We start from the raw sequence: 16,735 nt of genomic DNA on the forward strand, positions 1-16,735 counted from the left end.
CCATTCAAAAATTACGTCACATCACCGTGTCGCAAGAAGCGATGAGTAATAGCGCACTAAAACGGTTAATGAAACCCAACGAGGGTAAAGTTATTAAAGTTTATGCAATAACATTCAGATACGCTTTGATTAAGGCGATTTTTTTCTCTTCTGTTGCGTAATTGTTAGGTTTATCTCACCATGGCGAAAAGCTGACTCGGATTCACATCTTATCGGGAGTAATTATGATTACGCTGTGGGGAAGGAATAATTCGACCAACGTCAAAAAAGTGCTCTGGACGCTGGAGGAGCTGGATTTACCGTTTAACCAGATAATGGCGGGTTTGCAGTATGGGGTTAATAAAGACGCCGACTACCTGGCGATGAACCCGAACGGCCTGGTGCCGCTGCTGCGCGATGATGAGACGGACGCCACGCTGTGGGAATCCAACACCATTGTCCGCTACCTGGCCGCCCAGTATGGACAAGGCCGTCTGTGGGTAGAAAATCCGGCCCGCCGCGCGCAGGGGGAAAAATGGATGGACTGGGCCAACCAGACGCTCTCCCCCACGCACCGCGTGATCCTGATGGGGCTGGTCAGAACCCCCGAAGCCGAGCGCGACTATCCCGCCATTCATGCGGCACAGGACGCCTGTGAAAATCTGTTTGCGATGATGGACGATGAGCTGGCGAAACACGCCTGGTTCTCGGGTGCGGACTTCGGCGTAGGCGATATTGCCGTTGCGCCATTTGTCTGGAACCTGACCAACCTCGGTCTGACGTGGACGCCGCGCCCTCACCTGGCGCGCTGGCTTAAACAGCTGAGCGAACGCCCGGCCTACCGTAACGTGGTGATGATTCCGGTAAGCTGATCACCTCCCGGACGGGCTGACTTTCAGCAACTGCCCGTCCGTTTCATCGGTCAGAACATACAGATAGCCGTCCGGACCGACGCGCACATCGCGAATGCGCTGTTTCCGGTCGCCCAGGATCCGCCCGTCCTCGGTTACCGTGTTGCCGTTCACGCTCAGCACGATCACATCCTTCTCTTTCAGCGCCCCGATAAACAGCTTGTTTTTCCACTGCGGGAATACGTCACTGTTATAAAACGCCATTCCGCTCACGGCGGGCGAGACTTTCCAGACAAACAGCGGTTTTTCGGTTCCTTCAACGTGTTCACCTTTCGCCTCAGGAATTTTTAATCCGCTGTAGTTGATACCGTGGGTCGCCAGCGGCCAGCCATAGTTTTTCCCTTTCTCCGGGATGTTGATCTCATCCCCGCCACGCGGGCCGTGTTCGTTAAGCCACAGCGTGTCGCTCCACGGGTTCATCGCCATCCCTTGCGGGTTACGAATGCCATAAGACCAGATTTCCGGCCGCGCACCGGCGGTGTTCACAAAGGGGTTATCCGGCGGGACTTTGCCATCCACCGTCAGGCGTACCACTTTCCCCTGGAGTTTATCCAGATCCTGCGCCGTCGGGCGCTGGTTGTTTTCGCCCAGCGCAATAAACAGATAGCCTTTGCCATCAAACACCAGCCTTCCGCCAAAGTGGTGACCGGTGGAGAGTTTCGGCATCTGACGGAACACCACCTGGAACGCCTCAAGGCGGGAAAGATCGTCGCTTAAGCGCCCATAACCCACTGCCGTTCCGGCTTTGCCGTCAGCGCCTGCCTCGGCGTAGCTCAGCCAGACGCGGCGCGAGGTGGCAAAATCCGGCGCCAGCACCACGTCCAGCAGTCCTCCCTGTCCGTTGTCCCAGACTTTGGGCACCCCTGTTATCGGGTCTGACAGCCCTTTCCCGGCCTGCCAGTGTTTCAACTGGCCGCCCTTCAACGTCACGAGCAGCCCTTTGTTATCCGGCAGGAACGCCAGCGACCAGGGGTGTTCGAGTTTGTTCTGCAATACCTCAACCTTAACCGCATCAGGCGCAGCAAGGAGCGAAAACGGAAATAACAACGCAGGCAGGAAAATTAGCGAGGATCGGTGCATAACGCGCTCCTTTATCGGCATATGGCATAAAGATTAGCCACTACGTCCAGGCACGTTATCACTTTTACAAAAGCTTAATCAGAAGGGGGAGTTGCCTCCCCCCGGAATCAGTGCTGTTCAAGCTTCGCGTGCTCGTTCAGACACATGATGCATAGAGAGAGCGTTGTCAGGCAGTTTTCAAGCTTCTCCGCGTTTACAGCGATAAAAGTCGGGCAGTCATGGCGTCCGTTCATCAAACAAACCCCGGCAATGGAGAGCACCTCGGCGGCGCGGCGCAGCGCAATACATTCGCTTTCGGCGTATTCCGCTTTCAGGATGGGTGCTTTTTCACGCATGAAATTGCAAAGTTCAAAGAAATTATCACGCAGATGTTCGCTTTCGCTGACTGACATATACCCTTTCGCCTTCCTCAGCTGCAGATATGCGGCAAGGTCGATTCGGGCGTTGATCAGCTTGTTCAGCAGATCGCGTTTCAGTCTGTCAACGGACATGCTCATTCCTCCTCTGTCAGCCCTGTGCACAGTCAGAATAAGGTTATTTTTTGTACAGTTTAATGCCTGAGATCAATTATTCTTAACTGATTAACATTCTTTACAATGTTACAACCTGCGCGGGCATCATCTGCACTGCAAAGAGTGTATAAATCCCCCGCGATACGCTGTAAAATCCCGCCCTGATAACTCCATAAATGATGAATTTTTAACCTATGAGCAATGTTACGCACCCGCCGAAAATCGGCTTTGTCTCCCTGGGCTGCCCGAAAAACCTGGTGGATTCTGAACGCATCCTGACCGAACTTCGCACCGAGGGCTACGACGTGGTGCCAAGCTACGACAACGCCGACATGGTGATCGTGAACACCTGCGGGTTTATCGACAGCGCGGTTCAGGAATCCCTGGAAGCCATTGGTGAAGCCCTGACGGAAAACGGCAAAGTGATTGTGACCGGCTGCCTGGGCGCAAAAGAGGACCAGATCCGTGAAGTGCACCCGAAGGTGCTGGAGATCACCGGTCCACACAGCTACGAGCAGGTGCTGGAACATGTTCATCACTACGTACCCAAGCCTAAGCACAACCCGTTCCTGAGCCTGGTGCCGGAACAGGGGGTGAAGCTGACGCCGCGTCACTACGCTTACCTGAAAATTTCCGAAGGCTGCAACCATCGCTGCACCTTCTGCATTATCCCGTCCATGCGTGGCGATCTGGTGAGCCGCCCGATTGGCGAAGTGCTGGCAGAAGCCAAACGTCTGGCCGATGCGGGCGTGAAGGAGCTGCTGGTGATCTCCCAGGATACCTCCGCCTACGGCGTGGATGTGAAGCACCGTTCCGGTTTCCACAACGGCGAGCCGGTGAAAACCAGCATGGTCGGCCTGTGCGAACAGCTCGCTAAACTGGGCATCTGGACGCGTCTGCACTACGTTTACCCTTATCCGCACGTTGACGACGTCATCCCGCTGATGGCCGAAGGCAAAATCCTGCCGTACCTGGATATCCCGCTGCAGCACGCCAGCCCGCGTATCCTGAAGCTGATGAAACGCCCAGGCTCCGTTGACCGCCAGCTGGCGCGCATCAAGCAGTGGCGTGAAATCTGCCCGGATCTGACCCTGCGTTCGACTTTCATCGTTGGCTTCCCGGGTGAAACCGAAGAAGACTTCCAGATGCTGCTCGACTTCCTGAAAGAGGCCCGTCTGGACCGCGTAGGCTGCTTCAAGTACAGCCCGGTTGAAGGCGCAACCGCTAACGAACTGGCGGATCAGGTGCCGGAAGAGGTAAAAGAAGAGCGCTGGAACCGCTTCATGCAGCTGCAACAGCAGATCTCTGCTGAACGTCTGCAGGAGAAAGTGGGTCGCGAAATTATGGTCATCATCGACGAAGTTGACGAAGAAGGCGCGATTGGCCGCAGCATGGCGGATGCCCCTGAAATCGACGGCGCGGTGTACCTGAACGGGGAAACCAACGTCAAGCCGGGTGACATCATTCGCGTGAAAGTGGAAAACGCCGACGAGTATGACCTGTGGGGTAGCCGGGTTTAAATACCCAGCGCCTGTTTTGTAGGCCGGGTAAGGCGTAGCCGCCACCCGGCACATTCCACTGCCCTACCCCTTAATCCTCGGATCCAGCGCATCGCGCAGCCCATCCCCCAGCAGGTTGAACGCCAGCACGGTCAGGAAAATCGCCAGACTCGGGAATATCGCCACGTGCGGCGCAATCACCATATCTGCCCTCGCCTCGTTGAGCATCGCGCCCCACTCCGGCGTCGGTGGCTGGGCCCCTAATCCCAGAAACGACAGGCTGGCGGCGGAAATTATCGACACGCCGATACGCATCGTAAAATAGACAACAATCGACGACACCGTACCCGGCAGAATATGGCTGAACAGGATGTTGGCGTCGCTGGCCCCCATACTGCGGGCGGATTCAATAAAGGTCTGCTGCTTCAGTACCAGCGTATTACCGCGCACCAGGCGGGCAAACGCCGGGATCGAAAAGACCGCGACGGCGATGATGACGTTTGCCATGCCGCTGCCCATAATGGCGACAACCGCAATTGCCAGCAAAATGCCGGGGAAGGCAAACAGCACGTCGCAAATGCGCATAATGATCCGGTCCCACCAGCCCTCGTAATACCCTGCCACCAGACCCAGAACGGTACCGATGACCGCACCGATAAGCACCGCAAACACCCCGGCGGCGAGCGATATCTGCGCGCCCATCAGCACGCGGCTAAAAATATCGCGTCCCAGAGAGTCCACGCCGAACCAGTGCATCATCGACGGTCCGTCATTCAGGCGGTCGTAATCAAAGTAGTTTTCCGCATCATACGGTGCCACCCACGGCGCAATGGCGGCCACCACAATCAGCAGCAGTACAAACAGCCCCGCCGTCATGGCAACAGGCTGGCGACGAAAGCGCCGCCAGAATTCAAACCATGGGGTGCGGATATGGTCCGGCTTCAGCCCCGGCATAGCGTTTACAATGGTCTGACGACGCCAGTTCAACAATCGCATCTTACTTATACCTGATGGCCGGATTAATGGCGGCGTACAGCACATCCACCACTAAATTGATAAGAATAAATTCCAGCGAGAAGAGCAGAACTTCCGCCTGAATGACCGGATAGTCGCGCATCTCGACCGAATCCACCAGCAGGCGCCCCAGCCCCGGCCAGTTGAAGACCTTTTCCACCACGATAGAGCCCCCCAGCAGGAAGCCGAACTGCAGCCCCATCATGGTCACCACCGGGATCATCGCGTTACGAAAACCGTGCTTGAGGATGACCCACTTCTCGCTCACCCCTTTCGCCCGTGCGGTACGGATGTAATCTTCACTCAACACGTCAACGAACGACGCGCGTGTGAAGCGCGCCATCACCGCGGAGACGGCCGCGCCCAGCGTCATGGACGGCAGGATGTAGTGCTTCCAGGTATCGGCCCCGACGGTGGGCAACCAGCCCAGTTCCACGGAGAAAATCTGCATCAGGAGCATCCCCAGCGCAAAAGCCGGGAAAGAGATCCCGGTCACCGCCAGCGCCATGCCGACCTTGTCCGGCCAGCGGTTGCGCCAGACGGCAGCGACAATCCCGGCGCCAAGCCCAAACACCATCGCCCAGCACATGCTGGCAATCGTTAACCAGAACGTAGGCATAAAGCGGCTGGCAATCTCTTCCGATACCGGGCGACGCGACACCATCGAGATACCAAAATCGCCCTGCAGCACGTTGCAAATATAATGGAGAAACTGTATGTACAGAGGCTGGTCGAGACCAAGCTGTTTGCGCACCAGTTCAATGACGGTGGCATCCGCCTCTGGCCCGGCCACCAGACGCGCCGGATCGCCCGGCAGCAGATGGACAAACAAAAACACCAGTACCGCCACAATCAGCAGCGTCGGGATAAGCCCCAGCAGGCGTTTACAAACATAATTGAGCATGAGTGTTATTTTAAATCCGCATCGTCAAAGCTAAAGCCCGTATCCGGCATGATGTAAAACCCGGTCAACGCTTTGTTATGCGCCGAAACAAGTTTTTCAACCACCAGCGGTACCCACGGCGACTCTTTCCAGATGATATCCTGTGCGTCTTTGTAGAGGCGCGCTTTCTCATCCGGTTTGGTGGTTTTCAGCGCATCGGCAAGATCTTTATCCACCTGCGGGTTGCTGTAAAATGCCGTGTTGAACAGGGTCGGCGGCCAGTTCTGCGAGGCGAACAGCGGCGACAGCGCCCAGTCAGCCTCACCGGTAGAGGCCGACCAGCCGGTGTAGAACATCCGCACGCCGCTCTCTTTCTGCCCTTTCCCTTCCACTTCTGCCGCACGCTGCCCGGCATCCATCGCGGTGACCTGCACCTTAATACCGACCTGCGCCAGCTGCTGCTGGGTAAACTGCAGCACCTTCTGCGCGGTACTGTGATTATGGGATGACCATAGCGTGGTGCTAAAGCCGTTCGGGAAGCCCGCCTCTTTTAACAGTTCACGGGCTTTCGCCGGATCGTATGGCCACGGCTGATAGCTTTGCGCATAGGCAATAGCCGGTGGCAGCACGCCGGTGGCCGGGGTGGCGAAGCCCGCGAAGGCCACTTTCACCAGCGCCTGACGGTTAATCGCGTAGTTGATGGCCTCGCGCACTTTGGGATTATCAAACGGCTTTTGCGTCACGTTCATGCTGATGTAACGCTGCATAATGGACGGACTGGCCACCAGCTCCAGCTTGCTGTTCTTCTGCAGGATCGCCGCCTGCTCGTACGGGATCGGGAAGGCAAACTGTGCTTCGCCGGTTTGCAGCATCGCCGCGCGGGTGTTGTTATCCACCACCGGACGCCAGGTGATGGTGTCGAGCTTCGGCAGCCCCTGCTGCCAGTAGCCGGCGAATTTCTTCACCTTTACAAAGTCCGTCTGGTTCCAGGTCACCAGCTCATACGGGCCGGTACCGACCGGATGGAACCCAATCTCTTTCCCGTATTTTTTCAGGGCCGCAGGCGAGATCATCGCCGTCGCCGGATGCGCCAGAATATTAATAAAGGCCGAGAACGGCTCTTTCAGGGTAATTTTTACCGTTGTCGGATCGACGGCCTCGGTGCTGGCAATATTTTTATAGAGGTTATAGCGCTTGAGGCTGTTTTCCGGATTGCTGGCGCGGTCGAGGTTAACCTTCACCGCCTCCGCGTTGAAATCGGTGCCATCCTGGAACTTCACGCCGGTTCTGAGCTTAATGGTATAGACCAGCCCATCATCCGAGACGGTGTACCCCTCTGCCAGCACATTTTTCAGCTTCATCTCTCTGTCCAGGCCAAACAGCCCCTGGTAGAACGACTTGGCGACCGCCTGCGACAGCGTATCGTTGGCGTCATAGGGATCGAGGGTGGTGAAATTGGAGCCGACGGCAACCACCACATCTTTGGCAGCGAACGCGGGAGAGGCGGCCAGGGCTGCCGTCACGCTCGCGGCTAACAGCCATGTACGAGCAACAAATTTAACCATTGTGTTCTCCTGCCTGTTGTACGTTATAACCGCGAAAATGCATTGTCCTGACGCGGAGGGGCAACAAAATGTCCGGGGCCCACTTCACGCAGCGTGACCCGCTCCATGACCTCACCCCGTTTACGAATATTGCTCGGCATCTCATCCTGCAGCAGCACGCGCTGCCCGTGACGGTGTTCGGGATCGGCAACCGGTACTGCAGACATCAGCTTACGGGTGTATGGGTGCTGCGGGTTCTCAAACACCGCCCGCCGCGGACCAATCTCGACGATTTGCCCCAGATACATCACCGCCACGCGATGGCTGATGCGCTCCACCACCGCCATGTCGTGGGAAATAAAGAGAAAGGCAATCCCCAGATCCCGCTGTAAGTCGAGCAATAAATTGATGATTTGCGCGCGGATAGAGACATCCAGCGCCGAGACAGATTCGTCTGCGATCACCACTTTTGGGTTCAGGGCCAGCGCGCGGGCAATACAAATTCGCTGCCGCTGACCGCCGGAAAACTCATGCGGGTAACGCCAGGCATGTTCCGGCTTCAGACCCACGCGTTCCAGCAGCCACGCCACCCGACGCTGTGCGGCTTCGCCGTCGAGCAGGTTATGCACCCGCAGCGGCTCCATAATCGAATACCCCACCGTATGGCGCGGGTCCAGAGACGCATACGGATCCTGAAAAATAAACTGGATATTCCGCCTCACCGCCTGAAGCTTACTGTCAGGAAGGGTGTCGATACGTTCGCCGTTAAAGGTAATGCTCCCTTCCTGCGACTCCACCAGCCGAAGTAACGCGCGTCCGGTGGTGGATTTGCCGCAGCCCGACTCCCCCACCAGCGCCAGCGTTTCGCCTGGCCATAAATCAAAACTGACATTTTCAACCGCGTGCACTTCACGCTTTACACGGTTGAAAATGCCGCTGCGCAGAGGAAAACGGGTCACCAGATCCCGCACCTCAAGAATGGGCTTGCCGGGTACCACGGTGTCCTGCTCGGTTTCCTCTTCCTGGCGGCCCGCCGCCTCAAGGGAAATCAGCGGGAAACGGCGCGGAAGATCGCTGCCGTTCATCGCTCCCAGACGCGGAACCGCCGCCAGCAGCGCTTTGGTGTATGGGTGGGCGGGCGCATGGAAAATCTGCTCTACCGTGCCGGTTTCTACCGCCCTGCCCTGGTGCATCACCAGCACGCGATCGGCAATATCCGCGACCACGCCCATATCGTGGGTGATAAACATCACCCCCATCTCCATCTCCTGCTGCAGCACTTTGATAAGCTGCAGGATCTGCGCCTGAATGGTGACATCCAGCGCTGTCGTCGGCTCGTCCGCAATCAATACCGCCGGACGGCACGAGAGCGCCATGGCAATCATCACCCGCTGACGCATCCCGCCAGAGAGCTGATGCGGATAGCGGCCCAGTATGGACTGCGACTCCGGGATACGTACCAGCTCCAGCATCCGTTTGGCTTCCAGAAGGGCTTCATCGCCGCTCAGTCCCTGATGCAGGCGAATGGATTCGGCAATTTGCTCTCCAACCGGGAAGACCGGGTTCAGCGAGGTCATCGGCTCCTGGAAGATCATCGCGATATCCGCCCCGCGCACGCCCTGCATCTGTGCTGCGCTCAGCTCATTTAAATCTATGACCTGACGATTGCGACGGCGCAGAAGCATCTTCTCGCTGCTGATTTGCCCGCCCGTCTGTTCCAGCAGGCGCATCAGCGCCAGCGCGGTGACCGATTTCCCGGAGCCGGACTCCCCCACAATCGCCAGCGTTTCGCCGCGTTTGAGTGAGAAGGATAAATTCTCTACTGCGGGGATGAACTGCCGCTCCTCCTGAAACGCAATATTCAGCTGATGGACAGCCAGCACTTCGCGGTTATCCAGCTCTTCACTGTGCGGCACGCGTTGCCCCCTTATTCACGATAGATCCCGGTGCTGGGTTCATCACCGGCATAGCCCCAGGCGCGGTACATCCCTTCGCTGTTGAACGGCAGGGCCACGTTACCCTCACGGTCCACCGCAATGAGTCCACCCTCACCGCCCAGCGCGGGCAACTTTTCCATTACCACACGCTCGCAGGCTTCACTCAGGCTGAGCCCGCCGTAATCCATCAGGGCGGTAATGTCGTATGCGGCGAGCGCGCGAATAAACACTTCGCCGGTTCCGGTGCAGGAGACCGCCGCCGTGGCGTTATTGGCATAGCACCCGGCGCCCGGCAGCGGACTGTCGCCAACCCGGCCAGGTAGCTTGTTGGTCATACCGCCGGTTGAGGTGGCCGCCGCCAGATTACCGGCCTTGTCGAGCGCCACTGCGCCAACCGTGCCCATTTTGGTGGTTTCATTGAGCGGTGAGGAGTGGTCCAGCTGGGTCATGCCCGCCGTACGGGCTGCCAGCAGCTGCTGGTAGCGCTCGTCAGTGGAAAAAAGATCCGGCGATACCCGCTCCATCCCGTGTGCGAAGGCAAAGTTCTCCGCCCCGACGCCCGTCAGCAGCACATGAGGACTCTCTTCCATCACCAGTCGCGCCGCCAGAATCGGGTTGCGCAGATGGCTCACGCCCGCCACGGCCCCTGCTTTCAGGGTGACGCCATCCATCACGCAGGCATCCAGCTCGTGCGTCTCGTCACGCGTATACACGGAACCTATCCCCGCATTGAACAGCGGACACTCTTCCAGCAGACGTACCGCTTCGGTCACCACATCCAGCGCGCTTTCGCCCGCCTCCAGCATTCGCTGGCCCGTTTCGACAATGGCGTAGAGCGCATCAATGTAGCGCTTCTCCTGCTCAGGAGTGAGCTGTGCACGGGTAATAGCCCCGGCGCCGCCATGAATTGCGATTACCGCATTAACCATTTCGCCTCACCTGTCAGCCTGCATGGCGGCTTTTTCTATAAATATCATTATCGTTGATGATTCTTCAGATAATTTTTGAATATAGAAAGACGCAACTGCGATGTAAAGGGTACTCATGGTGGGTCATACAGTTAGCCGCACTTTTCTGCCATAATGAGCGCTTTCGTTGTTACTGTGCTGGAGCCCACTATGGATTTTACCGCCGGACTGATGCCGCTTGAGACGGCACTCACGCAGATGCTGGACCGACTTTCCCCGCTGCACGACGTAGAGACGCTGCCGCTGGCGCGCTGTTTTGGTCGTATTGCCGCACGCGACATCATTTCCCCGCTTAACGTGCCGGGGTTTGATAACTCAGCGATGGACGGTTACGCGGTACGCCTGGCGGATCTCCAGACGGGTCAGGCGCTGCCTGTCGCAGGAAAAGCCTTCGCCGGTCAACCGTTTGACGGTGAATGGCCTGTGGGCACTTGCGTGCGCATCATGACCGGCGCGCCGGTCCCCGCAGGCTGCGATGCGGTGGTGATGCAGGAAGAGACCGAACAGACCGCTGACGGCGTGCGCTTTACCGCCAGCGTCAAAGCAGGCCAGAACATCCGCCGCACCGGCGAAGATATTGCTCTTGGCGCAACGGTATTCGCTGCGGGGCAGAAGCTGACGGTAGGTGAACTGCCGGTGCTGGCCTCGCTCGGTATCGCGGACATTGAGGTGATCCGTCAGGTGCGCGTCGCGCTCTTTTCTACCGGTGACGAATTGCAGCTTCCGGGCCAGCCGCTGCAGGACGGGCAGATTTACGACACCAACCGTCTGGCGGTACACCTGATGCTGGAGCAGCTGGGCTGTGAGGTGATCAACCTTGGCATTATTCCTGATGACCCGGAAAAACTGCGCGCCGCCTTTATTGAGGCAGACAACGCAGCCGACGTGGTGATCAGCTCCGGCGGTGTTTCGGTGGGTGAAGCGGATTACACCAAAACCATCCTGGAAGAGCTGGGTGAAATCGCCTTCTGGAAGCTGGCCATCAAGCCGGGCAAACCGTTCGCTTTTGGCAAGCTTCAGCACAGCTGGTTCTGCGGCCTGCCGGGTAACCCGGTCTCTGCCGCCCTGACCTTCTACCAGCTGGTGATCCCCCTGCTGGCGAAGCTTTCGGGCAACCGTGCCAGTCCGCTGCCGGTACGCCAGCGCGTGCGTGCCGCTACGCGCCTTAAGAAATCCCCCGGTCGCCTTGATTTCCAGCGCGGTATTCTGACGCGCAACGCGGAGGGCGAGCTGGAGGTGAGCACCACCGGCCATCAGGGTTCGCACATTTTCAGCTCCTTCAGCCAGGGCAACTGCTTTATCGTGCTGGAGCGCGAGCGTGGCAATGTGGAAGCAGGCGAATGGGTTGAGGTGGAGCGCTTTAACCACCTGTTCGGAGGCTGAGATGGCGGCGGAACTGAGCGATGAAGAGATGATGCGCTATAACCGCCAGATTGTCCTGCGCGGTTTTGATTTTGAAGGCCAGGAAGCGCTCAAGGCGGCCAGCGTACTGGTCGTCGGCCTGGGCGGACTGGGCTGCGCCGCCGCGCAATACCTCGCCGCGGCGGGTGTGGGCAAGATGACGCTGCTGGACTTTGATACCGTGTCGGTGTCAAATCTGCAGCGCCAGACGCTGCACAGCGATGCGACACTCGGCCAGCCGAAGGTGGACTCTGCCCGCGCAGCGTTAACGCGCATCAACCCCCACGTTCAGTTCACCCCGATTAACGCGATGCTGGATGACGAGGCGTTATACGCGCAAATCGCAAAGCACGATCTGGTGCTGGACTGTACTGATAACGTCGCCATCCGCAACCAGCTAAACGCCGGCTGTTTTACCCACAAAACGCCGCTGGTTTCTGGCGCAGCAATCCGCATGGAAGGACAGATCAGTGTCTTTACCTATGCTGAAGGCGAACCGTGTTATCGCTGTCTGAGCCGCCTGTTTGGTGAGAATGCGCTCACCTGCGTCGAGGCGGGCGTAATGGCGCCGTTAGTCGGCGTGATAGGGTCACTACAGGCGATGGAAGCGATCAAAGTGCTGACCCGTTACGGTACGCCAGCGGCGGGGAAAATTGTGATGTATGACGCAATGACCTGCCAGTTCCGCGAGATGAAGTTGATGCGTAGTCCGGGGTGTGAGGTGTGCAGCGGTTAAACCTCGTTGCGGCCTGATGCCCTCACCCCGGCCCTCTCCCACCGGGAGAGGGAGATAACGCGTCAGAGGGCCGTCCGTCCAAACGCCCCCTGCCAGTCCTGCTCAAACTTCACGATCGCCGCATCCACCGCCGGAGAGGTAATAAACTGCTGCGCCACGTCCAGCGGCAGCGTGATGGACTCACAGCCGGCCAGCAGGCAATCCAGCGCCTGACGCGGGGTTTTGAAGCTCGCCGCCAGCACTTTTGATTGCGGGGCATGCAGCGTCAGCAACTGCTGTAATTCCACAACGGTCTGGATCCCGTCTCCGCCCTGCGCATCCACGCGGTTAACGTAAGGCGCGACATACTCTGCCCCCGCCAGCGCGGACAACATCCCCTGTGCGGCACCATATACCGCGGTCCCCAGCGTCGGGATTCCTTCTGCTTTCAGCATTTTGATCGCCGCCAGCCCTTCCGCCGTCACCGGCACTTTCACCACCAGGTCGTTAATGATAGCACGCAGCTTACGCGCATCGTCCACCATGCCTTCGGCGGTCGTGGCCATCACCTGCGCGAACAGACGGCCTTTGCCACCCAGCGCGTCGTGCAGTTCTGGCAGCAGAACCTCAAGCGGCGTTTTGCCTGCCGCCACAATGCTGGGGTTGGTGGTTACGCCCGCCAGCGGGAAGATACGTGCGAGCTTTTTCACTGCCGCAACGTCAGAAGTGTCGAGATAAAGTTCCATGATGTCGCCCTCAATTTTAGCCTGCACTTACCCTATCACGACAAAACCTGCTCAGGAGTTGACCTGCATCAAGATAACTTTCATTCGAAAGTAATTTAATCTTCATATGCAAGATGAGAGGCAAAATCATGATCTTCAATATTCAGCGTTACTCTACCCACGATGGCCCCGGGATCCGTACCGTGGTGTTCCTGAAAGGCTGCTCGCTGGGCTGTCGCTGGTGCCAGAACCCGGAAAGCCGGGCCCGCACGCGGGACGTGCTGTTTGATGCACGTCTTTGCCTGGACGGCTGCGATCTGTGCCAGCAGGCGGCACCGGGCTGTATCGAACGTGCGCTGAACGGGCTGGTCATCCACCGTGAGAAACTAGACGAACAGACGCTTAATGCCCTTACCGACTGCTGCCCGACACAGGCGCTCACCGTATGTGGTGAAGAACGTCAGGTGGAGGAGATCATGGCGACCGTCCTGCGCGATAAGCCGTTTTACGACCGCAGCGGCGGCGGAATCACCCTCTCCGGCGGCGAGCCGTTTATGAACCCCGATCTGGCACTGGCGCTGTTTAAAGCCAGCCATGAACAGGGTATTCATACCGCCGTCGAAACCTGCCTTCACGTGCCGTGGCACTATATCGCGCCTTCACTACCGTATGTCGATCTGTTCCTCGCCGACCTGAAGCATATGGATGCAGAGGTGTTCAAACAGTGGACGGACGGCTCGGCAAAACGCATCCTGGACAACCTGAAACGCCTGGCGGCGGCCGGGAAAAAAATCATCATTCGCGTGCCGCTGATCCCGGGCTTTAACGCCGATGAAGCCTCTGTTACCGCCATTACCAATTTCGCAGCCGACGAACTGAACGTTCGCGACATTCACTTTCTGCCGTATCACACGCTGGGCATGAACAAATACACCCTGCTCGGCCAACCTTACTCTGCTCCTGACAAACCGCTGGATAACCCTGCGCTACTGGACTTTGCACAGCAGTATGCCTGCCAGAAAGGGTTAACCGCGACCTTACGAGGATAAAACGATGACTACCCTGAATCTCAACACCCTCAGCGAGCGCATTAAAGCGCACAAAATGGCCCTGGTGCATATCGTGAAGCCGCCGGTCTGTACCGAGCGCGCGCAGCACTACACTGAAATGTACCAGCAGCATATGGATAAACCGATCCCGGTGCGTCGCGCGCTGGCGCTGGCGCATCATCTCGCGCAGCGCACCATCTGGATCAAACACGATGAGCTGATCGTCGGTAACCAGGCAAGCGAAGTGCGCGCCGCGCCGATCTTCCCGGAATATACCGTCTCCTGGATTGAGAAAGAGATTGACGATCTGGCGGACCGTCCCGGCGCGGGCTTTGCGGTCAGCGAAGAGAATAAGCGCGTTCTGCATGAGATCTGCCCGTGGTGGCGCGGCCAGACGGTACAGGATCGCTGTTACGGCATGTTCACCGACGAGCAGAAAAGCCTGCTGGAAACCGGCATTATCAAAGCCGAAGGCAACATGACCTCCGGCGATGCCCACCTGGCGGTAAACTTCCCGCTGGTGCTGGAAAAAGGGCTCGACGGCCTGCGCGCTAAAGTGGCCGAGCGCCGCTCGCGCATCAACCTGACGGTGCTGGACGACCTGCACGGCGATCAGTTCCTGAAAGCGATTGATATCGTGCTGGAGGCGGTAAGTCTGCATATCGAACGTTTTGCAGCCCTGGCGCGTGAAATGGCGGCTACCGAATCCCGCGTCAGCCGCCGCGACGAGCTGCTGGCGATAGCGGAAAACTGTGACGCGATTGCCCATGAACCGCCAAAAACCTTCTGGCAGGCGCTGCAGCTGTGCTACTTCATTCAGCTTATCCTGCAGATTGAGTCCAACGGCCACTCCGTGTCGTTCGCCCGCATGGATCAATATCTCTACCCGTACTACCGTCGCGACGTAGAGCTGAACCAGAGCCTCGACCGCGAGCACGTCATCGAGCTGCTCCACAGCTGCTGGCTGAAGTTGCTGGAAGTGAACAAGATCCGCTCCGGCTCGCACTCCAAAGCCTCCGCAGGCAGCCCGCTGTACCAGAACGTCACCATCGGCGGTCAGAAGCTGGTCAACGGTGAGCCAATGGACGCCGTCAACCCGCTCTCTTACGCGATTCTGGAGTCCTGCGGTCGTCTGCGCTCCACCCAGCCAAACCTGAGCGTGCGTTATCACGCAGGGATGAGCAACGACTTCCTCGACGCCTGCGTGCAGGTGATCCGCTGCGGCTTCGGCATGCCAGCGTTCAACAACGATGAAATCGTGATCCCGGAATTCATCAAGCTCGGCGTAGAAAAAGAAGATGCGTACGACTATGCCGCCATCGGCTGCATCGAAACCGCCGTTGGCGGCAAATGGGGCTACCGCTGCACCGGCATGAGCTTTATCAACTTCGCCCGCGTGATGCTCGCCGCGCTGGAAGGCGGCCGCGATGCCACCAGCGGGAAAGTGTTCCTGCCGCAGGAGAAAGCACTCTCTGCCGGTAACTTCGGCAATTTCGACGAGGTGATGACGGCCTGGGATACCCAGATCCGCTATTACACCCGTAAATCCATCGAGATTGAGTATGTCGTAGACACCATGCTGGAAGAGAATGTCCACGATATCCTCTGCTCGGCGCTGGTGGATGACTGCATCGAGCGGGCGAAAAGCATCAAGCAGGGCGGCGCGAAGTATGACTGGGTCTCCGGCCTGCAGGTGGGGATTGCCAACCTCGGTAACAGCCTGGCGGCGGTGAAGAAACTGGTGTTCGAGCAGGGCGTCATCGGTCAGCAGCAGCTGGCGGCGGCGCTGGCGGATGACTTCGACGGGCTGACGCACGAGCAGCTGCGTCAGCGTCTGATCAACGGTGCGCCGAAGTACGGCAACGATGACGACAGTGTGGACATGCTGCTGACCCGTGCTTATCAGACCTACATTGACGAGCTGAAGCAGTATCATAACCCGCGTTACGGCCGTGGCCCCATTGGCGGTAACTACTACGCGGGCACATCCTCCATCTCCGCAAACGTGCCGTTTGGTGCAGCGACAATGGCGACTCCGGACGGACGCAAAGCGCACACCCCGCTGGCGGAAGGCGCCAGTCCGGCCTCCGGTACCGACCACCTCGGTCCAACGGCGGTAATCGGCTCCGTGGGTAAACTGCCAACCGAAGCGATTCTTGGCGGCGTGCTGTTAAACCAGAAGCTGAACCCGTCAACGCTGGAAAACGACAGCGACCGTCAAAAGCTGATGGTGCTGCTGCGTACCTTCTTCGAGGTGCATAAAGGCTGGCATATTCAGTACAACATCGTTTCACGCGAAACACTGCTGGACGCGAAGAAACACCCGGACCAGTACCGTGACCTGGTGGTACGCGTCGCAGGCTACTCGGCGTTCTTCACCGCCCTGTCGCCGGATGCACAGGACGATATCATTGCGCGTACGGAGCATACGCTGTAAAAAAAACGCCCGGTGGCGCTGCGCTTACCGGGCCTACAATTCTCCCCGTAGGCCGGGTAAGGCGAAGCCGCCACCCGGCTT

General features: G+C 58.2%; 13 protein-coding genes and 1 pseudogene. 6 read left to right on the forward strand and 8 right to left on the reverse strand.

The window, feature by feature from the left end; translation table 11 throughout:
* Nucleotides 1–224 precede the first annotated feature (224 nt).
* Nucleotides 225–851 carry a glutathione S-transferase family protein gene (locus ECL_RS14130; RefSeq protein ID WP_013097428.1) on the forward strand — a complete coding sequence of 209 codons (627 nt, stop codon included), beginning with the start codon at nucleotides 225–227 and terminating at the stop codon, nucleotides 849–851.
* Here ECL_RS14130 and ECL_RS14135 read toward each other — a convergent pair whose 3' ends face one another.
* Together ECL_RS14135 and bssR are read right to left on the reverse strand one after the other, a co-directional pair.
* Nucleotides 852–1,970 carry a PQQ-dependent sugar dehydrogenase gene (locus tag ECL_RS14135; protein ID WP_013097429.1) on the reverse strand — a complete coding sequence of 373 codons (1,119 nt, stop codon included), beginning with the start codon at nucleotides 1,968–1,970 and terminating at the stop codon, nucleotides 852–854. It lies immediately after the preceding gene.
* A gap of 107 nt (nucleotides 1,971–2,077) precedes the next feature.
* Nucleotides 2,078–2,461, reverse strand: coding sequence for a biofilm formation regulator BssR (gene bssR / locus ECL_RS14140; RefSeq protein ID WP_013097430.1), 384 nt, complete (start codon nucleotides 2,459–2,461; stop codon nucleotides 2,078–2,080).
* Nucleotides 2,462–2,676: 215 nt separating this feature from the next.
* Between bssR and rimO the strand changes: the two genes are divergently transcribed.
* Complete coding sequence (rimO, locus tag ECL_RS14145) at nucleotides 2,677–4,002, forward strand: 30S ribosomal protein S12 methylthiotransferase RimO (protein ID WP_013097432.1); 1,326 nt, start codon at nucleotides 2,677–2,679, stop codon at nucleotides 4,000–4,002.
* A 63-nt stretch (nucleotides 4,003–4,065) separates the two neighbouring features.
* Here rimO and gsiD read toward each other — a convergent pair whose 3' ends face one another.
* The 5 genes and pseudogenes from gsiD to iaaA all read right to left on the reverse strand — a co-directional run bounded on the left by gsiD (nucleotide 4,066) and on the right by iaaA (nucleotide 10,288).
* Entirely contained in the window at nucleotides 4,066–4,977 is a 912-nt protein-coding gene (gene gsiD / locus ECL_RS14150) for a glutathione ABC transporter permease GsiD (RefSeq protein ID WP_013097433.1), read from the reverse strand.
* Nucleotide 4,978: 1 nt separating this feature from the next.
* Nucleotides 4,979–5,899: a glutathione ABC transporter permease GsiC gene (gene gsiC / locus ECL_RS14155; RefSeq protein WP_013097434.1), complete on the reverse strand. Its 921-nt coding sequence runs from the start codon at nucleotides 5,897–5,899 to the stop codon at nucleotides 4,979–4,981.
* A gap of 5 nt (nucleotides 5,900–5,904) precedes the next feature.
* Nucleotides 5,905–7,443 (reverse strand): glutathione ABC transporter substrate-binding protein GsiB, encoded by a 1,539-nt coding sequence (gene gsiB, locus ECL_RS14160; protein WP_013097435.1) that lies wholly within the window; start codon nucleotides 7,441–7,443, stop codon nucleotides 5,905–5,907.
* A 23-nt stretch (nucleotides 7,444–7,466) separates the two neighbouring features.
* Entirely contained in the window at nucleotides 7,467–9,338 is a 1,872-nt protein-coding gene (gene gsiA, locus ECL_RS14165; RefSeq protein ID WP_013097436.1) for a glutathione ABC transporter ATP-binding protein GsiA, read from the reverse strand.
* Nucleotides 9,325–10,288: pseudogene (iaaA, locus tag ECL_RS14170) on the reverse strand (beta-aspartyl-peptidase). The gene gsiA and the pseudogene iaaA overlap by 14 nt, the downstream one beginning before the upstream one ends.
* A 189-nt stretch (nucleotides 10,289–10,477) precedes the next feature.
* Here iaaA and moeA point away from each other — a divergent pair.
* Nucleotides 10,478–11,710: a molybdopterin molybdotransferase MoeA gene (moeA, locus tag ECL_RS14175; RefSeq protein WP_013097438.1), complete on the forward strand. Its 1,233-nt coding sequence runs from the start codon at nucleotides 10,478–10,480 to the stop codon at nucleotides 11,708–11,710.
* Between the two features lies 1 nt (nucleotide 11,711).
* The gene (moeB, locus tag ECL_RS14180) at nucleotides 11,712–12,464 is read left to right on the forward strand and encodes a molybdopterin-synthase adenylyltransferase MoeB (protein WP_013097439.1); all 753 of its coding nucleotides are present in this window, start codon (nucleotides 11,712–11,714) and stop codon (nucleotides 12,462–12,464) included.
* 62 nt (nucleotides 12,465–12,526) lie between these two features.
* On the opposite strand, the gene fsa is transcribed toward moeB, so the two are convergent.
* Nucleotides 12,527–13,189 carry a fructose-6-phosphate aldolase gene (fsa, locus tag ECL_RS14185; RefSeq protein WP_029882869.1) on the reverse strand — a complete coding sequence of 221 codons (663 nt, stop codon included), beginning with the start codon at nucleotides 13,187–13,189 and terminating at the stop codon, nucleotides 12,527–12,529.
* Between the two features lie 128 nt (nucleotides 13,190–13,317).
* On the opposite strand from fsa, the gene ECL_RS14190 reads away from it, so the two are divergent.
* Both ECL_RS14190 and ECL_RS14195 read left to right on the forward strand, forming a co-directional pair.
* Nucleotides 13,318–14,217 carry a glycyl-radical enzyme activating protein gene (locus tag ECL_RS14190; protein WP_013097441.1) on the forward strand — a complete coding sequence of 300 codons (900 nt, stop codon included), beginning with the start codon at nucleotides 13,318–13,320 and terminating at the stop codon, nucleotides 14,215–14,217.
* A 4-nt stretch (nucleotides 14,218–14,221) separates the two neighbouring features.
* Nucleotides 14,222–16,654 carry a formate C-acetyltransferase/glycerol dehydratase family glycyl radical enzyme gene (locus ECL_RS14195; protein WP_013097442.1) on the forward strand — a complete coding sequence of 811 codons (2,433 nt, stop codon included), beginning with the start codon at nucleotides 14,222–14,224 and terminating at the stop codon, nucleotides 16,652–16,654.
* The last annotated feature ends 81 nt before the right edge of the window (nucleotides 16,655–16,735 follow it).

It is taken from the genome of Enterobacter cloacae subsp. cloacae ATCC 13047 (assembly GCF_000025565.1).
Classification (GTDB): Bacteria; Pseudomonadota; Gammaproteobacteria; order Enterobacterales; family Enterobacteriaceae; genus Enterobacter; species Enterobacter cloacae.